Consider the following 18,610-nt stretch of genomic DNA (forward strand, 5'->3'; position numbering starts at 1 on the left):
GTCAGCAACCGCAGCGCGGATGCCGTGACCAGCGACGAGCCGAGATCGTATTGGCGGTCACGTCGACCTCCAATGTGGTGTTCAAAGTGGTCGGTGGGGCCCCGGCCGCTTCGGTGCCGCGCACCGCGGTGATGATGCGCTGCAGCTGGCCCAGCGCGACGGCGGCGGTGGCCAGCACAGTCGGGCGGTCGGCGCTGCCGATCACGTCGCGCAGCTGGGCGGCCACCGCCGGCCAGGCGGCGTCGCGGTCGGTGCGGTGCAGGTCAGCACAGGCCAGGCAGCTGGTGACGCCGGGGATCACCAGTGGGCCGACCAGCCCCGCGCCGTCGCGAATCCGCACCGGCAGGTGCGGGACACCGACGGTGTGCAGGTCGCGCACCAGCCGGGGATCGGCGACCAGGTAGTCGGTGAACACCACCATGTCGGCGCTGCCGGCCGACACCGCGGCGTTGGCGTGGCTGGTCTGGGCGATCCGCGCCCCGGAGCGTCGCAACGCCTCGACGAGCAGGTCCGATAGCGGGCCGCAGCCGTGTACGCGGATGGACAGGGCCCGGACGGGTGGACCGGCGGCACGGTCGTGCAGCGCACCGGCGGCCACCAGGGCGTCCAGCAACTCGTCCAGGCCGGACTGGTCGGCCAGCCCGTGCCCGGTGGCCAACCGGCGGATGTCGGCCAACCGCATCGGTGCGTGCAGGGCGCGCAGGAGCGTCGCCAGCGCGGCGGCTGTCAGCCCGTCGGGTGGTCGTACCAGCACGGCGCGGCGCGGGTCCCAGCCCACTTGGACGGTGCCGTCGGGGCGCAGCAGCACCGGCAGGGTCGGGTTGAGTGCGTAACGCCGCATTTGACGACTGTGCCACCGGCACGCCGGTGTCCCCTCGGGTTATCCACAGCCTCCGGCGGGGTCAGGCCGTCGGGTTGCCGGTGCCCGGGTCGGTGCCCTTGTCGAGGTCGGCGATCTCCTGGTTGAAGGCCTCGTCGAGCCCGCTGGTGTCACCGCCGATGATGCGGTCGATGAAGGCGGCCGGCTCGTCGAGGTCGGCCGAGCTCGGGAGCAGGTCGGGGTGCTGCCAGACGGCGTCGCGGGCGTCGATGCCGACGGCCTCGGTGAGCCGTTCCCACAGGGCCGCGGCTTCGCGCATCTTGCGCGGGCGCAACTCCAAGCCGACGAGGGTGGCGAAGGTCTGTTCGGCCGGGCCGCCGGTGCCGCGGCGGCGGCGCAGCATCTCCGAGAGCGCCGCCGTGCCGGGGATGCGGTCGCCGAGCGCGGCGCCGACCACGGTCTGCACCCAGCCCTCGATCAACGCCAGCATGGTTTCGAGGCGTTCGAGTGCGGCGGTCTGCTCCGGGGTGGCCTTGGGTTCGAACATGCCCTGGCTGAGCAGCTGTTCCATCGCGGCGGGGTCGCCGAGCATGGCCGGGTTGAGGCCCTGAGCCAGTTCCTCGATGCCGCTCATGTCGATCTTCATGCCCTTGGCGTAGGCCTCGACGGCGTTGAGCAGCTGACTCGACAGCCACGGCACGTGGCTGAACAGCCGGTGGTGGGCCGCCTCGCGGGCGGCCAGGAAGGTCATGATCTCGCTGCGGGGCTGCTCGAGCCCCTCGGAGAGCGCTTCGATGGCCTCGGGGAGCAGCGCCGCCACGCCCTTGGGCCCCAGGGGCAGGCCGATGTCGGTGGAGGTGAGCACCTCCCGCGAGAGCCGCCCCAGCGCCTGGCCCAGCTGTGAGCCGAATGCCATGCCGCCCATCTGGGTCATCATCGCCAGCAGCGGGCCGGCCATCGCCTTGGCTTCCTCGGGCAGGGCCGAGGCCCACACCGACGAGATCTGCTCGGCCATCGGGTCGCACAGCCGCTTCCAGGTGTCCAGGGTGCCGTCCACCCACTCGCCGGGTGTCCATGCGACGGCGCGGGTCGCCCCGGCCGGGATGGCGGTCGCCCCGTCCAGCCAGGTGTCGGCCAGGTGCACGGCGTCGGCGACGGCGGAGCTGGTGGCCTCGGAGATCGGCGCGACGAACCCGATGGAGTTCGACGCCAGCTGGCGGGCCAGGTCGTAGTTGACCGGGCCCGACGAGCCGCCGCCCATCGCGGTGCCGGTGCCACTGAACATCTGCCCGAGCTTGGTGAAGATCTGGCCGAGGTCGGCCATGTTGAAGTCGCCGCCGGCGAACCCAAACGGGTCGCCGGGGCCGGAGTCACGGTCCTTTTTCGGCTTGTTGGGATCGGGGTCGTCTCCCCCGGAGAAGCCGAAGGGCAGGTCAGCCATGCCTCAACCGTACTCACCCCATGCCGTGGGCGGGCAGGGAGGCGATCACGCTGTCAGTGAACCGGGCCCTCATGCCCGCCGGTCTTTTCCCCGGGTCGCTTCGCTCCTGCCCGCCGGTCCTTTCCCCGGGTCGCTTCGCTCCTGCCCGCCGGTCCTTTCCCCGGGTCGCTTCGCTCCTGCCCGCCGGATCTACTCTTGGCGGCGTGAACAGGCGGATTCTGACGCTGATGACGGCGTTCGTGCCGATCGTCGTCTTCGGCGTGCTGCTGGCGGTCGTGACGGTGCCCTTTGTGTCGTTGGGTCCCGGCCCGACGTTCGACACCCTCGGCGAGGTCGACGGCAAGCAGGTGGTGGCCATCGAAGGCACTGCGACCAAGCCGACCGTCGGGCATCTGAACATGACCACGGTGGCCCAGCGTGACGGGCTCACTCTGGGTCAGGCGCTGACCCTGTGGGTGTCGGGGCGCGAGCAACTGGTTCCGCGGGATCTGGTGTTTCCGCCGGAGAAGTCGCGTGAGGACGTCGAGAAGGATCAGAATGCCGATTTCAAACGCTCCGAGGACAGCGCCGAGTACGCGGCCCTGGGATATCTGAAGTACCCCGAGGCGGTGCGGGTGGAGAAAGTCAACGATCCCGGCCCGTCGGCCGGCAAGCTGCAGGCCGGTGACGCGATCGACGCCGTCGACGGCACCCCGGTGGCCAATGTTGCGGCGTTCACGTCGCTGTTGAAGGCCACCAAGCCGGGTCAGGAGATCGTCATCGACTACCGACGCAAGAACGCCCCGGCCGGCACCGCGCACATCACGTTGGGCACCAACGAGGACCGGGACTACGGCTATCTGGGGGTCGCGGTGCTCGACGCCCCGTGGGCGCCGTTCAGCATCGACTTCAACCTCGCCAACATCGGTGGCCCGTCGGCCGGGCTGATGTTCAGCCTGGCCGTCATCGACAAGCTGACCACCGGAGACCTCAACGGAGGCAAGTTCGTCGCGGGCACCGGAACGATCAACGAAGACGGCAAGGTCGGTCCGATCGGGGGCATCACCCACAAGATGCTGGCCGCCCAGGAAGCCGGGGCGACGGTGTTCCTGGTGCCCGCCGACAACTGCGACGAGGCCAAGTCGATGCAGGATGACGGAATGGAGCTGGTGAAGGTCGACACCCTCGGCGGGGCGGTCGATTCGCTGCACACCCTGACCTCCGGCGGCCGTCCGCCCACGTGCTAGCCCGTTGTCCAGGATCGGGCCAGCGCGGTGATGCGTAGAGTTGGGGCCGTACTTGTGCCACGGCGCGTTGCCGCCGCCCGACAAGAACCAGGAGTCTGACAGGTGAGTATGCGGCCCGGCGCGCGGATGCCGAAGCTGACCCGGCGCAGCCGGATTCTGATCGGTGTGGCGCTTGCGGTGGTGGTGCTTCTCCTGGTGGGTCCACGCCTGATCGACGCCTATGTCGACTGGTTGTGGTTCGGCGAGTTGGGCTACCGCTCGGTGTTTTCGACCGTGCTGATCACCCGCCTGGTCGTCTTCCTCGCCGCCGGCCTGCTGGTCGGGTCGATCATCTTCGCCGGGCTGGCGCTGGCCTACCGCACCCGCCCGGTGTTCGTGCCCACCATCGGGCCCAACGACCCGGTTGCGCGCTACCGCACCGCGGTGATGGCCCGGCTTCGGCTGTTCGGCATCGGGGTGCCGGCGGTGATCGGGTTGCTGGCCGGTGTGGTCGCGCAGAGTTATTGGCCGCGGGTGCAGTTGTTCCTGCACGGCGGCGACTTCGGGGTCACCGACCCGCAGTTCGGTAAGGACCTCGGCTTCTACGCCTTCGACCTACCGTTCTACCGGCTGGTGTTGTCGTATCTGTTTGTCGCGGTGTTCCTGGCGTTCCTGGCCAATCTGGTCAGTCACTACATCTTCGGCGGGCTGCGGCTGTCCGGGCGCACCGGCGCGCTGACCCGCCCGGCGCGTATCCAGTTGGTGGCACTGGCCGGGACGCTGGTGCTGCTCAAGGCCGTCGCGTACTGGTTCGACCGCTACGAGCTACTCAGTCACAGTCGGGCCGGTAAGCCGTTCACCGGCGCGGGCTACACCGATATCAACGCCGTGCTGCCGGCCAAGCTCATCCTGTTGGCCATCGCCGTGATCTGCGCGGCGGCGGTGTTTTCCGCGCTGGTGCTGCGCGACTTGCGAATTCCGGCGATCGGTCTGGTGCTGCTGCTGCTCAGCTCGCTGATCGTGGGTGCGGGCTGGCCGTTGGTCGTCGAGCAGATCAGCGTCAAACCCAATGCGGCGCAGAAGGAAAGCGAATACATCAGCCGCAGTATCGTCGCCACCCGGCAGGCCTACGGTCTGACCAATGATCATGTGACCTACCGGGACTACACCGGCAACGCGCCGGCGACCGCCCAGCAGGTGGCCTCCGACCGGGCGACGACCTCGAACATCCGGGTGCTCGACCCCACGATCATCAGCCCGGCGTTCACCCAGTTCCAGCAGGGCAAGAACTTCTACTACTTCCCCGACCAGCTCTCGATCGACCGCTACCAGGGCCCCGACGGCGACCTGCGTGACTTCGTGGTCGCCGCCCGCGAGCTGAACCCGGACCGGCTGATCGACAACCAGCGCGACTGGATCAACCGGCATACGGTCTACACCCACGGCAACGGGTTCATTGCCTCGCCGGCCAACACCGTGCGCGGAATTGCCAACGACCCCAACCAGAACGGCGGCTATCCGGAGTTCCTGGCCAGCGTCGTCGGCGCCAACGGCAGCGTCGTCTCACCCGGTCCCGCGCCGCTGGACCAGCCGCGTGTCTACTACGGACCGGTCATCTCCAACACTGCCGCTGACTATGCGATCGTCGGCAAGAACGGCGCTGACCGCGAGTACGACTACGAGACCAACACCGAGACCAAGAACTACACCTACACGGGCACCGGTGGCGTACCGGTCGGCAACTGGCTGGCGCGGTCGGTGTTCGCGGCCAAGTTTGCCGAGCGGAATTTCTTGTTCTCCAACGTGATCGGCTCCAACAGCAAGATCCTGTTCAACCGTGACCCCGCCCAGCGAGTGGAGGCGGTGGCGCCGTGGCTGACGACCGACAGCACGGTGTATCCGGCCATCGTCAACAAGCGCATGGTGTGGATCATCGACGGCTATACCACCCTGGACAACTATCCGTACTCGGAGTTGACGTCGCTGTCCTCGGCCACCGCGGACTCCAACGAGGTGGCGGTCAACCGGCTGGCCCCCGACAAGCAGGTGTCCTACATCCGCAACTCGGTCAAGGCCACCGTCGATGCCTACGACGGCACCGTCACGCTCTACGCGCAGGACGAGAGCGACCCGGTGCTCAAGGCGTGGATGAGCGTGTTCCCGGGCACCGTCAAGCCCAAGAGCGACATCTCCCCGGATCTGGCCGCGCACCTGCGCTACCCGGAAGATCTGTTCAAGGTTCAGCGGATGCTGCTGGCCAAGTATCACGTCGACGATCCGGTGACGTTCTTCTCCACCTCGGACTTCTGGGACGTGCCGCTGGATCCGAACCCGACCGCCAGCAGCTACCAGCCGCCCTACTACATTGTGGCCAAAGACCTTGCCCGCAACGACAATTCGGCGTCCTTCCAGCTGACCAGCGCGATGAACCGGTTCCGGCGCGACTTCCTGGCCGCCTACATCAGTGCCAGCTCCGATCCCGATACCTACGGCAAGATCACGGTGTTGACGATCCCCGGTCAGGTCAACGGTCCCAAGTTGGCGTTCAACGCGATCAGTACCGACACCGCGGTCAGCCAGGACCTCGGCGTGATCGGCCGGGACAACCAGAACCGGATCCGGTGGGGCAATCTGCTGACGCTGCCGGTGGGGCAGGGCGGGTTGATCTATGTGTCGCCGGTGTACGCCTCGCCGGGCAGCAGTGACGCCGCGTCGTCCTATCCGCGCCTGATCCGCGTGGCGATGATGTACAACGACAAGGTCGGCTACGGCCCGACGGTCAGCACCGCGCTGGACGGCATCTTCGGAGCCGGAGCCGGGGCGACGGCCACCGGTCCCGCGCCGGCGACCCCGCCGGGCGGTCAGCCACCGGGCTCGCGTCCGCCGGCGGCCGCCCCGGCCACACCGGTGCCCGGCAGTGCACCCGAGGTGCCCTCGCCGATCGCGGCAGTGCCCGCCACCCCGGGCGCGCCAACGAGCCTGTCGGGGCCGAAAGCGGCTGCGCTGCAGGATGTCGAGACGGCGCTGGGCGCGGTGCAGGAGGCGCAGCGCAACGGCAACTTCGCCGACTACGGCGACGCGCTGCAACGCCTTGACGACGCGATGAAGAAGTACGAGGCCGCTAAATAGCGGTGGGGCGCCATGCGTGAGTTGGTGGTGCTGGGTACGGCCAGTCAGGTGCCGACCCGTCACCGCAACCACAACGGCTACCTGCTGCGCTGGGACGGCGAGGGGCTGCTCTTCGATCCCGGCGAGGGCACCCAACGCCAGATGGTGAAGGCCGGTGTCGCCGCGGGGGCGGTAACGCGGTTGTGCCTCACGCATTTTCACGGCGATCACTGCCTGGGGGTACCCGGGGTGATCCAGCGCGCGTCGCTGGATCGGGTGGGTCACCCGATCACCGCACACTTCCCGGTCTCCGGTGCCAACTACTTCCACCGGCTGCGCCATGCGTCGGTGTTCTACGACGCCGTCGATGTGCGCGAGGAGCCCGTCACCGGCGACGGGCCGGTGGCGGTGGGGGCGTTCGGTGTGCTGGAGGCCCGTGCCCTGGACCACTCGATCGACGTGTTCGGCTATCGGCTCGTCGAGCCTGATGGGCGGCGGTTTGTGCCGGAGTTGTTGTCGCGCTTCGGGATCAGCGGTTCATCGGTCGGTGAGCTGGAGCGGGCCGCGGCGATCCGGGTGGGGGAGCGGGTCGTCGAACTGGCTCAGGTCAGCGAGGTCCGTCGGGGGCAGCGCTTCGCGTTCATCATGGACACCCGGTTGTGCGATGCGGTGTATGAGTTGGCCGACGGCGCCGACCTACTGGCGATCGAGGCGACGTTCCTGAGCCAGGACGAAGACCTGGCGCAGCGTTACGGCCACCTGACGGCTCGGCAGGCGGCTTCGGTCGCGGCCGCCTGCGGGGTACGCACGTTGGTGTTGACGCACTTCTCCCAGCGCTATCTGGACGCCGCCGAGCGCTATCGGGAGGAGGCCGCCGCCGTGTTCTCCGGCGACATCATGGTGGCCGAGGACCTGATGCGGATCGCGGTGCCGTCGCGCCGCTAGGGCGAGGCGGGCAGTCCCACTCGCAGTGCAATGGCCTGCTTTTGGCCGACGTTGGTGACGAAGTCGGTCGGCGCGGGCCGGCCGGGCAGCCCGTCGAACTCCACCCGGGCCAGCGCGGAGCCCTCGGTGAACAGCAGCACGGTCACCGACTTGGAGCCGTCCGGGGAGTTGCCCGACACCACGGTGCCGCCGGTGCCCACCGGGGAGGGCTGGGGCGCGCCGGCTGTCACCGACTTGGCCAGGCTGGTTTGCGCCTCGGCGAGTGCCGACGGTCCGGCGGCGGGGTTATCCAGGGCCACAACGAGGATGCTGACGGCCTTGGTCTGCTCCTGGTTCACCAGCAGTACCTCGGCGCCGGGGCGGCTGTCCGGGTTGGCGGTGGGGGGCTGCGGCAGGTAGGTATCGGGGGTTCCGGAGATGTCGCGGGCCTCCAGCAGCAGCCGGGTGTAGTCGATCGGCGTGGGGGTTGGCTTGGTGCTGGTGGTAGTTGTGGCCGCCGTCACAGCGGGCAGCGCGGGGATCGAAGCGGCGGGTTTGCTTTTCGTGACACCGGATTCGGTGTCACAACCGGTGACTCCGAATGCGACGGTGGCGACCAGCAATGCCGCGGCATAACGGGTGGCGTGTTCTCGTCTCATCTCCGTCGAGCCTGTCGACTTCTGCCGCGAGAAGCAAGCCAATAGGGCTGTGTGTGGCCAAGGTGACGGTCGGATGGGCGCCTAGCGGGACGTTTCGGGGCGGTTGCAGCGCGCTGACCACGCGATTTGGTTCTGGCGCTCAGCGTTCGGTAACGTTGCGTTCACCATCGCGGGGTGGAGCAGCTCGGTAGCTCGCTGGGCTCATAACCCAGAGGTCGCAGGTTCGAATCCTGTCCCCGCTACTAGGTAGAACGGCCCCCGGAGATCTCTCCGGGGGCCGTTTTCATGCCATTTGGGAACATGTTTGGGAACATAAGGCTGTCTAACTACCGGCCTGGAGCAGCCCAAAGGGCGGTCAACGAGCGTTGAATTAGCGTTCTCCAGCTCTGGTCGGATGTTTGCTGGGCCCGAATAGGCCCAGGTGAACGTCTCGGACGTGGAGCACCCAGGTGCCGTCCGCACGCTGAGCTCAGCTTTGAGTTGCGTGCATCCAGAAGGCCACATCCATGCGTCGGAGCAGGCTCACGCCATCCGGTGCGGTAGCGCATACGCGATCGATCTCGCCGCGGACCGCGTCGTCACTGAGTTGTGTTTGCATCGTCACCCAGTAAGCGCCCCTCGCAGGCTTCAAGAGTTTCCTGACGTGCCGATCGAGGATCGGTATCAGGCGCGGGCGTTTGGCCGCCATGAGCTTGCCTGCTTTCACCCACCCAACACCGTCGAGTGTCTTCAGCGCGGCAAAGAGTTCGGCGGCAGGGCTATGGGCTCCGATGTCTTCGCGATCGACTTTCCAAAGATCATCGTTGGGAATCTGCGCGAGCAGTGTGTTGAAGTCCCTTCGTCTCTCAGAAATCAACAGTTCGGCTGCTGATTCGCCATTCACGCTGACCGAAAGTGCTTCGACGGCAAGCAGGTCCGACGCTTCGAATCCATCCGGATGGCCCATTGCGGCGAAGGTCTCGAACCAGCGACCTGTGAACCGATCGCCTGGCTCGCCATGGAAGTATCGGCGGAGATTGCGTTGGACATCAGGCGCGTTGTCGCTGAACCAATCGCCTAAGTCGATCCTGAAGGTGCGCATCGCAGACTTCCTGCCTAGGTGCTTTGTGGGCGTGCCAATCTTCTCTCGAGAGACTCATTGGTTACCTGGACTGAGTGATTTGCATACGGCGAAACAGGTCCCGGCCCACTGGTGCCCAAAGCGCCCGTCGCTGCTAGTTCCGGTTGTTGCCGAGGGTTCGCGACAGTAGGACTTGCTTCCAGTAGGTTTCGCGGTCGATTACTCGTTGGTCTTCTGTGCGATTCGACCAGAACTCAAGTAGGGCGAACCGGAGATTTTGGAGCGCGTAGTCGGCGCCCTTGTTTTCAACCAGCGCCTTCAGACCCACGTTGTTGCCGTGGAGACTTTCGGCGTAGGCGCATAGTCGGTGCCAGATACCTTCATCGGCGTAGGCCGCGCCGACATAGGGTTCGCCGGTCAGCTGGTCGTGGATGACGTAGACGCCCTTCATGGATTCGAGTGCGATCCGCCAGTCCTGACGGTTCTGTCCGACCACGATCCGCAATTCTCGCAGCGTGTGGTTAATCAGATCGTGGCCAGGGAAAGCTTCACCCTCGTAGGGCTTTTCGTGTACGGCTGCCACGGACATCTGGTCCAAGTAAGTATCCAAGTTCAACCGGATAACACGCCCCGGAGGTCGGAAGGCGACCACTAGCCGTTTGATGTACTCACCCATAAGGTCGTCGCGCAGCTGGAGGTCGTACGATCGCGCATTCGCAATCGGGTTGCGTCGGACAACCTCGAATACGCCCCCGAAAAGCCATTGGTCGAGAGTCTTCGGGTCGCGAGCCATCGTGAAGATGAAATCTCGGTTGAAGTGGTCCCGTTCACCACGCCACCGGCTCCAGCCAACCCATTCGTTCCAGTCGCTGGCTAGAACATCGATCGGCTGCTGCCACTTGTTCCACACCGCACAGTGGAGTTTGCACCTGGCCGGGTCTAGATCGCCCAAGAGGCCACGAACGGGTATCGGGTTGAGGGCGGGTTGTTGGTGATGCGGTTCTTTCTCCACGACCCTCCTTGCGCAGCTTCGATCGTCAGTATGCCGTGGAGGACCTGTCCCCGGGCTCATTTGAACCGGGTCCCGACGCGCAGCCACCGGCGCTGACAACCTTCGACACTGTGCCCGAACGGGCGGGCGCCCCACCGTCTGACCGCTTAAGCCGTCAGTTCGACGGTGTCATCACCGAACTCAGCGACGATGCGCAGCTGCCCCCCGAGCGCGGCAACGTACGCCTGAAGCGTGCCAAGCTCGGTGTGCGACAGGTCGCCACCTTCGAGGTTGGAAACTCGGGCCTGAGAGACGCTCGGGTCTGCTGCACGATCAGGTGACAGTTTCGGTCACGCGGCCTGACTGGCCGGTGTGGTCATGATTGCTTCGGGTTCGGTTCCGGGCGCTGACTCGCTAGGTTTCTTCGACGGACCCCGTTGTTCAAATCGGGGGGCCTTCGTCCTGCGAACAGCCAAGTCTGCCGTCGTCGTTTGTGCCCTCGGACGCGGATACATCTATGAGGGGAGGCGGCTGAGTGACGACGGCAGAATTACCTTGCCCGCCCAACTCGTCGAGAACGGCTTCATCGCGGTGAACCCCTCCGACGGCACCACGTATGGGGTCACCGGTAGCGGCCTGGCTATCACAACAAACGGTGACATCTATAGCGAAGAAGCTACGGCGGTTGGGCCCTAAACGCGTTCGTGTTCAAGTACTGCGGGAAGCGCTGTGGCTTCGCCGGATTAGTCATACTTGAGCGATTCGTCTCGTCGAGGTGGCAGGCAATCACAATGCTGTGTTCGCGATGCTCCGCTAGAACCGTCAGGGCGATGACTGTGGTCGGGCCTAGGGGTGTGGATCCCAGCTGCAGCGGGCCGATGGATCGTTGCCGAAGGGGGCCGCCGCAGCCATCGCAGCCTGAATGACAACTTCCCGGCCGCCACCCGAGGCGCCGTGCGCGTGGTTGATCGGTTCGTCGCCATCCCAGGCGATTGCGACACAGTCTGGTCCGGAGGCAAGCAGGACACAGTCATCGGCGCGTTCAAGAACCGCGCACTGGGCAAGGGCTTTGTATTCGGCGTCGCCCTGGTTGACGCCCCACACTTTTTCTAAAGACTCGTGACTTGGAGAGCTAGCAGCCGCGACCCAGCCATCGTCCGCCCGTGCCGCAGGCGCCAGGAGCGTCCCGCCAGCGACCACTCCTGCGACGAGGACAAGCCAGCGATCCACCAGAATCTCCCTCCCTATTGCAGCCCACTTCGGCCAAGCCGCGAGAGTCTGATACTGCCATCAAGATACGTGATTTCGACATTGTCGTCCGGCGAAGTGGGGATAGTTCAAGGTCGGCTTTCGCGAGGCAGATTATAGTTCGGGATTCGCACGAGAAAACGCGTAGTACTCCACTCTATTTCTTGCCGGTTGACCCATCTTTATGGAAGTCGCGGAAGACGGGACTCTAATGTTGCTTCATGATTGTCAAATTCACCCGTCTGCGCATTTCTCGCCGCTACGATGTGCCGTGGTTGAGGTGAAAAGGAGCGGAGTCCAACGATGATTCGTCGGCTGTTACTGGCCAGTGTTTTCGCTATGGGTGTCGTAGTTGCGCCGGCAGTTCACGCGTTTCATGCGGGAGCCGTACCGTCCACTCTCGCTGAGACGCCCGCTCCGGCCTCGGTGGAGATGATCTCGCCTCTTCCACGCGACAGTGGCGGCTGCTACTGGGTGAACTGCACACAAGCGCACCAGAATGGCGAAGGCGATATCCCCCAGGGGAGTGCGCACTATTGCTCGAAACAAGATCGGGACGGCGATGGTGTGGCGTGCGAGTGGTGAGTCGATCCCTCGCCAGAAAGTCCGCGCCCTACGCCAGCTCGCGGCCTGCCTCGGAACGGCGGCTTCAGCCCTAACGGGGAACCCATTCGCTCCGCTTGCGGTGGCTGATCACGACACTGTGGGCGGTGGCACGTTCTCGGTCTACAACAGCGATAGCCCGTGTACGGACTTCATTGCCGATAACGCGCCACAGACACTCTGTAGCGGTGGCTGGATAAATTTGAGCGGCTTCTCCGACTACATCATCGTGCCGTTGGGCCCACACATCTCGGTCGGGTGCAATACCTATGCGCCAGACGGTTCTCTATATGAGCACGATGTAGAAAATCTTGTCGAAGTTCCCGACAAGCAGCGCTACTGGGCCGCGCAGGGCTGGGGGCCATACAAGCCACAAGCGATGTGCCAGCTGTGGTGAGACACGTTGATTAATAGCCGGTTTGATTTGCCGCCAATTACTACGCTGGTATCGACACCCTTCGCCCAAGTACGCGAGCGGACTAATTGGTCTATGTCCCTCTGGCCTGACCCCGGCCGTTGGGGGTCAGAGCATCTCGCCTTGAGGAGGTGCAACCAGTGCCAGCGTAGAGAGCTAGGCGCCGGGCCGATCAGTTGTCCACGCCTGGCCGAGTCGCGAGCAGGCAGTTCTGCTCGCCAGATGCACGAATACGGAAGGTCACCGAGAGTCATTTCCATAGGGCCAAACATTCAGACCAAGTGCTCCAGAGGGTCCAATCCGGCTCATCTGCAAGCCTCTGATCAGCGCAAACAGAAAGTTAGCGGGTCTAAGTCAGCTTCATATGCGGAAGGTCCTTTGGCTGGATGTCAAATGAGACCCGCCACAAGAGCGTTTTCCAGGCGGCGTCGATCGCTAGTGCGCGATGGCTGGGGGAGCGCGTGACCTTACTCAGGGCAATATTCTCGTCGTTTACCTAGTGGATCTTCAGTTTTCATTCAATAACTCGCCAGATATGTCGGGCGGGTTGTGCCTTCGCGGCATTGCGCAACATTCACTTCAGTAACAAAACTCAAGAAGCCCACGCGGCAACTATCCTGTTCGACGCGCCTGTCCACCTACGTCAGTGCATGGGCGGCGGCCGCGCCATCGGGAATAGCCGTCTGAGAAATAGATCTACCTTTTCCTCGGCCATCGTCGTACCCTTCCGGCATACACATTCTCGCTGAGTTGGGAGAAGTCAATGGAAACTAACCCAAGTGAAAACCTTCCAGGCATCACCGAACCTCCTCCGGAGGTCGACTGGATCGAAAGCGAACCGGGTATCTACGAGGCCCCCTCTTCGCCTTTCAAGTCGAAGGATTGTCTTGCCACCGAGTCCGACCCGGAGCCGTCAGACTTCGACGACGGCGACTCACAAGCTCAGATGTTCTTGTAGGGAGCGGTGTTGAGTACGGAACCGTCGGGGGACTCTCAGCCAGAAGCAAACATCCCGCCACCGAGGCCGGAGCCGCCACCCGACGTCGAGTGGATTGAATTCGATATCGGTCTCCGGAGCCAGCTCCCTGATGATGACACTCGCGACAAATGAGTGAGCAGGGTACTCGTTATAGCGAATACATCGAGGCCGAACTCGCAGCGGAGCACGCCCGCCGCGATTCTGTTAACGAACGCTCGTCGAAAACCTTAACCAGCGCCGGGGCGCTCGTCACCCTGACTCTCGCGGTGTTCGCCGTACTTTTGGGTAAGGATTTCACGCTATCGGGGTGGGCGAAGGCGTTTGTGGTCGCTGCTCTGGCATTTCTGCTGGTATCCGCGATTTGTTCAGTAGTCGCAGGATTTCCATGGACGATGACGCGGACAAAATATGTCACGCTCGAGGCGATGTTGCGCAAGCGATGGGGCGATACCGAGGTCACTGCACGAGGTGCCACGGCATTTGCGAATTTGCAAGCACTCAAATCGTTACGTCCCGGTACCGACAAGAAATTCAAATTCCTGCTCGCAGCTGGCGTCTTACAGATTCTTGCTGTCGCGTCGTTAGTCGCAGCGACGATTTGCGTGGCATCTGAGCAGGCGGGATCACCCAGGCCTGCGCCAACTCCGCAGCCTCCGACCACAAACATCAACATTTCGGCATCGATACCGGTATCGGTAACCGTCGCCACCCAACCACCGCAGTCAACAGCATTGCCTCCCACGTCGACGAGCGAAGGCAAATAGCCGCCAGTCAGTGTCGGTTGTTGTTGAGAACTTCCTCAGCTTGGGCGGGCGCCGAGTGGGGGTACGAAGCGTTCGCGATTAGCAGGCCGATGGCATATCTCGCCTTGCCGAGTTGGTAGTGGCACTGAACTCGTCAACTGCGACCGGATCTATGGCGACCGGCCGAACGAAATGCCGCCGGTCGTCAACTCCATGCCCGCTTGCGCGGTCGCCCGAGACAGCTGACGGACCGGGAAGACTGGTGTGTCGATGCGCCGTGCGGCGACACGAAAGGAGTGCAAATTTGCCAGCCTCGCGCCGCCTCGCCACCCGCGTTCCAGCTAACACGCAAACGCAAAGACTTCCGATTTGGGAACAAATTTGGGAACAAAACCCTCCGAAACAGGTCGAAATGAATGAGTCGCCCTGGAACAGCGCGGAATGTCAATAGCCATTTACCTGCATAGATGAGACTTAACGAACCTAGCAAACTATTGAGACAGCTCATAACCCAGAGGTTGCAGGTTCGAATCCTGTCCCCGCTACTGCGAGAATGACCCCCGGATACTTCCGGGGGTCATTCTTATCAATGCGCCTGCTGTGGCGACACCCACGGATGGACGATGTCGGTGTACTCGTCCCGGGATATGACGAGAGTGTCCGCGGGTGTGGTCATATCGACATAGAAATGACCGGCCGTCTTACCGCCGTCACGCGGGGTGCTCAGCGCAGTCAAGTCGTCGGAGATCTCAGCTGCTTTGGCCTCGTCGAGCCGCCACACCACCCGTTCAGGGCTGAGCTCGACACTTGCTGCACCGGGTTCGATGTGGAACTGCTGCTCGATGCCATCGTGGAGAAGCTGCGATGAGCGGTTGCTTCTTGCATGTTCCAAGGCCGCCATGAACGTCTTGAGCCCGTCGCCGTCCAGGGTTAGCAGCACTGCGTCGTCACCGAAGTGGAACTCGGGCAGGAAGTTGACGCGGACGACGCTCATGGCTCTCCCAAGCTGGGGTGACTAGTTGGTATCGGAGATCGCGCACCGGATGGAGATGCTCGATCGATGCTGGCTAGAGCCTCATATCAGCGTGCACGGCGGCAACCACTGCTGCGGTCGTCTGCGATGCGACGGTCAACGAGCCCGGCGCTGACGTTGCTGCCAACTGAGCGGACCAGCCCTGGCAGGTTGCGGCGAGCGTTCGGAGTGCGACTGGGTCGACATCCATGGCGTCCACAACGCGAGTATATGAGCGGCTCCTACGGCTCCGGTATTCACGCGGCGACGGCCATGGCGTTCGTCGCGTGAATACCGGAGCCGATCGACACCAATGCGGACGCCAAAGCTCTCGTCGACACGATGCTGCGTGAGTTCGATGCGGAAGCCGCCAAGCACCGGGGTGTTCCGCCGCCACGGACAAAGCTGCCTAGTATTTGGATAGCCTGCATTTAGGTGCCCACTCCCAGGTGATTGCAAAAAGAAACACCAAGGGGCATCTCGTTAGCAGGACCGCTGGGTCGGGCCGAGCGCGAACAGAGGTGACCGCATGGCAGCCGTGAAACGCGACGAAGCGGCGCGGCGAGCTCTGACCCGCAGCGAATTGCCCCTGCGCGGTCGATCCGACGAACTTGTGGTGGTCGACCATGTCATCGCCGGTTTGAAGAACGGGACCGGCTCCCTGCTGTTGGTGGAGGGGCCGCCGGGGATCGGCAAGTCGCGCCTTCTGTCGGAGATGGGCGCAAAGGCTCTGTCTGGCGAGGTTCGCCCCCTGCTCGGCAAGGCGTTCGAGGATCAGCAGGCAGCGCCGTTCGCACTGCTCTTTGCGATGCTCCTCGGCGCCGACCCTCCGATCGGTGATGGTGAGGCGCTGAGAAGGCTCAGCGCCGGTTCCGACCACCACTACTGGCTCGTCAGCGAAATGCACTCGGCCATCGCATCCGCAGCGGTGCAGACGCCTCTCTTGGTGCTCGTCGACGACGTCCAATGGGCGGATGCCGGAACGTTGATGGCGTTCCGAGTCCTCATGAAAGAGCTGGCATCCTTGCCGATCGCGTGGGTACTGACATCGAGATCTGGCGAGAAAGCCCCGATGGTCCGCGACACCACCGAGGCGATGATGACGGGATGGGGGGCGGCCGCGCGGCGGCTTCGTCTGGACGCCCTCGGCGCGAACGCAGCCGCGGACATCGTGCGGGACGTGTTGAGTGCCGACCTGGACGAGAATCTGTTGCGGCTGACGTCTATGGCGCGCGGCAATCCGTTCCTGTTGTTGGAACTCACGCAGGGCCTCGAGGAAGAAGGTCGCGTCCGGGTCGACGGGGGCAGGGCGTCCACGGAGGGCGACGGTGTGCCCAGGCGGCTCACCGACACCATGGTGCAGCGACTCGATCGGCTCTCGCCGGCCGCACGTCAGCTTGTCCACGTCGCGGCTGTACTACCAGATCAGTTCTCGGCGAGCTTGCTGGGCCGGATGGTCAAGCGGCACCCATCCAGCCTCGTCGAGTTCGTCGGAGAGGCGGTACGCGCCGATCTTCTCAGCGAGGCAGGCGACCGGTTGCGCTTCAAACATGACCTGGTGCGCCATGCCGCTCGCGATGCGGTTCCCGCCGCGGTCCGCCGCGCGCTCGAGCGCGAGTCGGTCGACCTGCTGCTCGATGTCGGCGCGACGGCCGAGGAGGTCGCGCCGCAGCTCGCGCGCAGTGCCGACATCGGGGACGGCAAAGCGGTCACCACGCTGCTGACGGCGGTGCAATCCTTGTCCAGGACTGATCCGTCACGTGCTGCCGACATGAGTTGCCATGCGATGAAGCTGATGCGCTCTGACGACTCCGAGCGAAATAGCGTTGTCGCACAGTCAATCTGGCTTCTGAACCGGGCGCAGCGCTACGGCGAAGCAAGGCAGTTGTTTGAGGCCTCACTGGCCACAGAGCTGCCCGAGGAGTGCGAAGCCCTGATACGGCTGAGCATGTCCAAGCTTTCCGATCGCGTTGCCGGGCAGCGTGCCGAAGAAAATATCCAGTCGCTGGCTCTTCCGGGCATCACACCGCAGACGCGCGCACAGCATCTTGGCTGGCTGGCGTACAACGTCATGATGGACGGTCAGACCGATCGCGCCCGGTCTGCGGCCATCGAAGCAAAGAACGCGTCGTCGACCGACGCCAGTGTCGCGGTGTTGGCGGGCTTGGCGCTGGCCAATGCGGAGTGTGCCAGCGGTCTCGCGTCGCGAAGCCTCACGACCCTTGCGGAGGTGCGCAGCCAGATCCGCGCCAGCGACGTCGGCACTGCCGTTGCGCATCTTGCGAACTTTCATTATGCAAACATCGCTCTGACGCTTGGGCGCTTCGACGAGGCGACAGAGGCGATCACCCGCGGCGTTGAGGCGGCTCGTCGAGCCGACGACACCGTGATCGCGCAGAACTTTGTGCACCTGGCGGCGATGCGCGCGGTAATCCACGGCAGGCTGGACGAGGCGCGCAGCACGGTGGAAACGCTGCCCGACGGTGTTCGGTTCATGAACAACGGGGTATCCGGCCTCGTCCACATGTTCGTGCTGTCCGAGCTGGCCGCCCGTACCGAAGACCGAAACTTGGCCAGGATCGCCGGTCTCGCGGCCGAATACCTGGTGGAGCGCGGACCGGCCCGTCGCCGGGCTGCCTGTGGTGCACAGGCTTTCATTGCATGGCAACACGGCGACGCCGCGCGGGCCGCAGACGCCATCCAGCAGCGGGGGGAGCTGCTGGGAACTCCGCTGCTCGCCTTGGATCTCGATCACACCGTGCTTGCGGCTCGGCTTGCCGCAGGTGCGAAGGGAGGTCGGCTGCACGAACTCGTGACGTCGGCGATCGAGACCTTGGACCGCGACCCCGACGGCGACGCGGCACCGCTGTTCGCCGCGGTGTCAGTGCACGCTCGAGGACTGCTCGACGACGACGCCGCCACTCTCGGTGCCGCAGTGAACGCCTACGCGGGATGTGAGCGCCCATTTCTCCTCGCGGCCGCATCGGAGGACCTCGGCGTGGCGCTCGCCAAGAACGGCGACGTAGAACGCGCCGTCGCTCATCTGGCCGCCGCCTTCGACACATTCAGCCAGGCGCAGAGCACGGCGGACGCTCGTCGTGTCGGGCGTGCGTTGGCGCAATTGGGTGTGCATCGTCGGGTCGTTCGCGTGCGCGAAAGCACCGGGTGGGAAAGCCTGACCAGGATGGAGTGGCGGGTCGTCGAGCTCGTCGCGGAAGGGGCGACCAACCGCGAGGTCGCAGAGTATTTGTCGCTCTCGCCGCACACCGTGAGCACTCATCTGCGAAACATCTTCGCCAAGTTGAGCATTCGCTCGCGCGAGAATTTGCGGCGGATCTATCGGGAGACAGCCTCCGGGGGTGGAGAGGACGCGCAGCCGGTGCACGTCCGCTGACCTGGGCT

At 64.5% G+C, this 18,610-nt stretch carries 13 protein-coding genes, 1 tRNA gene and 1 pseudogene; 8 read left to right on the forward strand and 7 right to left on the reverse strand.

The window, feature by feature from the left end; translation table 11 throughout:
* Window position 1 precedes the first annotated feature (1 nt).
* Both ADBZ9K_RS14440 and ADBZ9K_RS14445 read right to left on the reverse strand, forming a co-directional pair.
* Entirely contained in the window at window positions 2–841 is an 840-nt protein-coding gene (locus tag ADBZ9K_RS14440) for a bacteriocin biosynthesis cyclodehydratase domain-containing protein (RefSeq protein ID WP_526621593.1), read from the reverse strand.
* Window positions 842–902: 61 nt separating this feature from the next.
* Window positions 903–2,261: a zinc-dependent metalloprotease gene (locus ADBZ9K_RS14445; RefSeq protein WP_526621595.1), complete on the reverse strand. Its 1,359-nt coding sequence runs from the start codon at window positions 2,259–2,261 to the stop codon at window positions 903–905.
* Between the two features lie 203 nt (window positions 2,262–2,464).
* Between ADBZ9K_RS14445 and ADBZ9K_RS14450 the strand changes: the two genes are divergently transcribed.
* From ADBZ9K_RS14450 to ADBZ9K_RS14460, 3 genes are all read left to right on the forward strand, one after another.
* Window positions 2,465–3,487, forward strand: coding sequence for a YlbL family protein (locus ADBZ9K_RS14450; protein WP_526621597.1), 1,023 nt, complete (start codon window positions 2,465–2,467; stop codon window positions 3,485–3,487).
* 102 nt (window positions 3,488–3,589) lie between these two features.
* Entirely contained in the window at window positions 3,590–6,595 is a 3,006-nt protein-coding gene (locus ADBZ9K_RS14455; RefSeq protein WP_526621599.1) for a UPF0182 family membrane protein, read from the forward strand.
* Window positions 6,596–6,607: 12 nt separating this feature from the next.
* Window positions 6,608–7,519, forward strand: a complete 912-nt coding sequence (locus ADBZ9K_RS14460; protein ID WP_526621601.1) for a ribonuclease Z — start codon at window positions 6,608–6,610, stop codon at window positions 7,517–7,519.
* Here ADBZ9K_RS14460 and ADBZ9K_RS14465 read toward each other — a convergent pair.
* Window positions 7,516–8,157 carry a hypothetical protein gene (locus tag ADBZ9K_RS14465; RefSeq protein ID WP_526621603.1) on the reverse strand — a complete coding sequence of 214 codons (642 nt, stop codon included), beginning with the start codon at window positions 8,155–8,157 and terminating at the stop codon, window positions 7,516–7,518. The two genes, ADBZ9K_RS14460 and ADBZ9K_RS14465, sit on opposite strands and share 4 nt — an antisense overlap.
* A 168-nt stretch (window positions 8,158–8,325) precedes the next feature.
* On the opposite strand from ADBZ9K_RS14465, the gene ADBZ9K_RS14470 reads away from it, so the two are divergent.
* Window positions 8,326–8,399: transfer RNA gene (locus ADBZ9K_RS14470), tRNA-Met, on the forward strand.
* 227 nt (window positions 8,400–8,626) lie between these two features.
* Here ADBZ9K_RS14470 and ADBZ9K_RS14475 read toward each other — a convergent pair.
* From ADBZ9K_RS14475 to relB, 3 genes and pseudogenes are all read right to left on the reverse strand, one after another.
* Window positions 8,627–9,238 (reverse strand): DUF6308 family protein, encoded by a 612-nt coding sequence (locus ADBZ9K_RS14475; protein ID WP_526621605.1) that lies wholly within the window; start codon window positions 9,236–9,238, stop codon window positions 8,627–8,629.
* Window positions 9,239–9,371: 133 nt separating this feature from the next.
* Complete coding sequence (locus ADBZ9K_RS14480) at window positions 9,372–10,229, reverse strand: GIY-YIG nuclease family protein (RefSeq protein ID WP_526621607.1); 858 nt, start codon at window positions 10,227–10,229, stop codon at window positions 9,372–9,374.
* A gap of 146 nt (window positions 10,230–10,375) precedes the next feature.
* A pseudogene (gene relB / locus ADBZ9K_RS14485) lies at window positions 10,376–10,543 on the reverse strand (type II toxin-antitoxin system RelB family anti-toxin); the annotation flags it as partial.
* Between the two features lie 1,345 nt (window positions 10,544–11,888).
* Here relB and ADBZ9K_RS14490 point away from each other — a divergent pair.
* The 3 genes from ADBZ9K_RS14490 (at window position 11,889) to ADBZ9K_RS14500 (ending at window position 14,217) form a co-directional block, all read left to right on the forward strand.
* The gene (locus tag ADBZ9K_RS14490; protein ID WP_526622651.1) at window positions 11,889–12,041 is read left to right on the forward strand and encodes an excalibur calcium-binding domain-containing protein; all 153 of its coding nucleotides are present in this window, start codon (window positions 11,889–11,891) and stop codon (window positions 12,039–12,041) included.
* Between the two features lie 100 nt (window positions 12,042–12,141).
* The gene (locus tag ADBZ9K_RS14495; RefSeq protein WP_526621609.1) at window positions 12,142–12,456 is read left to right on the forward strand and encodes a hypothetical protein; all 315 of its coding nucleotides are present in this window, start codon (window positions 12,142–12,144) and stop codon (window positions 12,454–12,456) included.
* Between the two features lie 1,125 nt (window positions 12,457–13,581).
* Window positions 13,582–14,217 carry a hypothetical protein gene (locus tag ADBZ9K_RS14500; protein WP_526621611.1) on the forward strand — a complete coding sequence of 212 codons (636 nt, stop codon included), beginning with the start codon at window positions 13,582–13,584 and terminating at the stop codon, window positions 14,215–14,217.
* A 565-nt stretch (window positions 14,218–14,782) separates the two neighbouring features.
* On the opposite strand, the gene ADBZ9K_RS14505 is transcribed toward ADBZ9K_RS14500, so the two are convergent.
* Entirely contained in the window at window positions 14,783–15,190 is a 408-nt protein-coding gene (locus ADBZ9K_RS14505; protein WP_526621613.1) for a hypothetical protein, read from the reverse strand.
* A gap of 547 nt (window positions 15,191–15,737) precedes the next feature.
* Between ADBZ9K_RS14505 and ADBZ9K_RS14510 the strand changes: the two genes are divergently transcribed.
* Window positions 15,738–18,602 (forward strand): helix-turn-helix transcriptional regulator, encoded by a 2,865-nt coding sequence (locus ADBZ9K_RS14510; RefSeq protein WP_526621615.1) that lies wholly within the window; start codon window positions 15,738–15,740, stop codon window positions 18,600–18,602.
* Window positions 18,603–18,610: the final 8 nt, after the last annotated feature.

It is taken from the genome of Mycobacterium sp., assembly GCF_965229265.1.
Taxonomy (GTDB): domain Bacteria; phylum Actinomycetota; class Actinomycetes; order Mycobacteriales; family Mycobacteriaceae; genus Mycobacterium.

Coding starts and splice junctions, on each gene's coding strand:
- ADBZ9K_RS14475 (WP_526621605.1), bottom strand. CDS start 9,238: ATGCGCACCTTCAGGATCGACTTAGGCGATTGGTTCAGCGACAACGCG.
- ADBZ9K_RS14490 (WP_526622651.1), top strand. CDS start 11,889: ATGATCTCGCCTCTTCCACGCGACAGTGGCGGCTGCTACTGGGTGAAC.
- ADBZ9K_RS14500 (WP_526621611.1), top strand. CDS start 13,582: ATGAGTGAGCAGGGTACTCGTTATAGCGAATACATCGAGGCCGAACTC.
- ADBZ9K_RS14505 (WP_526621613.1), bottom strand. CDS start 15,190: ATGAGCGTCGTCCGCGTCAACTTCCTGCCCGAGTTCCACTTCGGTGAC.
- ADBZ9K_RS14460 (WP_526621601.1), top strand. CDS start 6,608: ATGCGTGAGTTGGTGGTGCTGGGTACGGCCAGTCAGGTGCCGACCCGT.
- ADBZ9K_RS14510 (WP_526621615.1), top strand. CDS start 15,738: ATGGCAGCCGTGAAACGCGACGAAGCGGCGCGGCGAGCTCTGACCCGC.
- ADBZ9K_RS14465 (WP_526621603.1), bottom strand. CDS start 8,157: ATGAGACGAGAACACGCCACCCGTTATGCCGCGGCATTGCTGGTCGCC.
- ADBZ9K_RS14445 (WP_526621595.1), bottom strand. CDS start 2,261: ATGGCTGACCTGCCCTTCGGCTTCTCCGGGGGAGACGACCCCGATCCC.
- ADBZ9K_RS14440 (WP_526621593.1), bottom strand. CDS start 841: ATGCGGCGTTACGCACTCAACCCGACCCTGCCGGTGCTGCTGCGCCCC.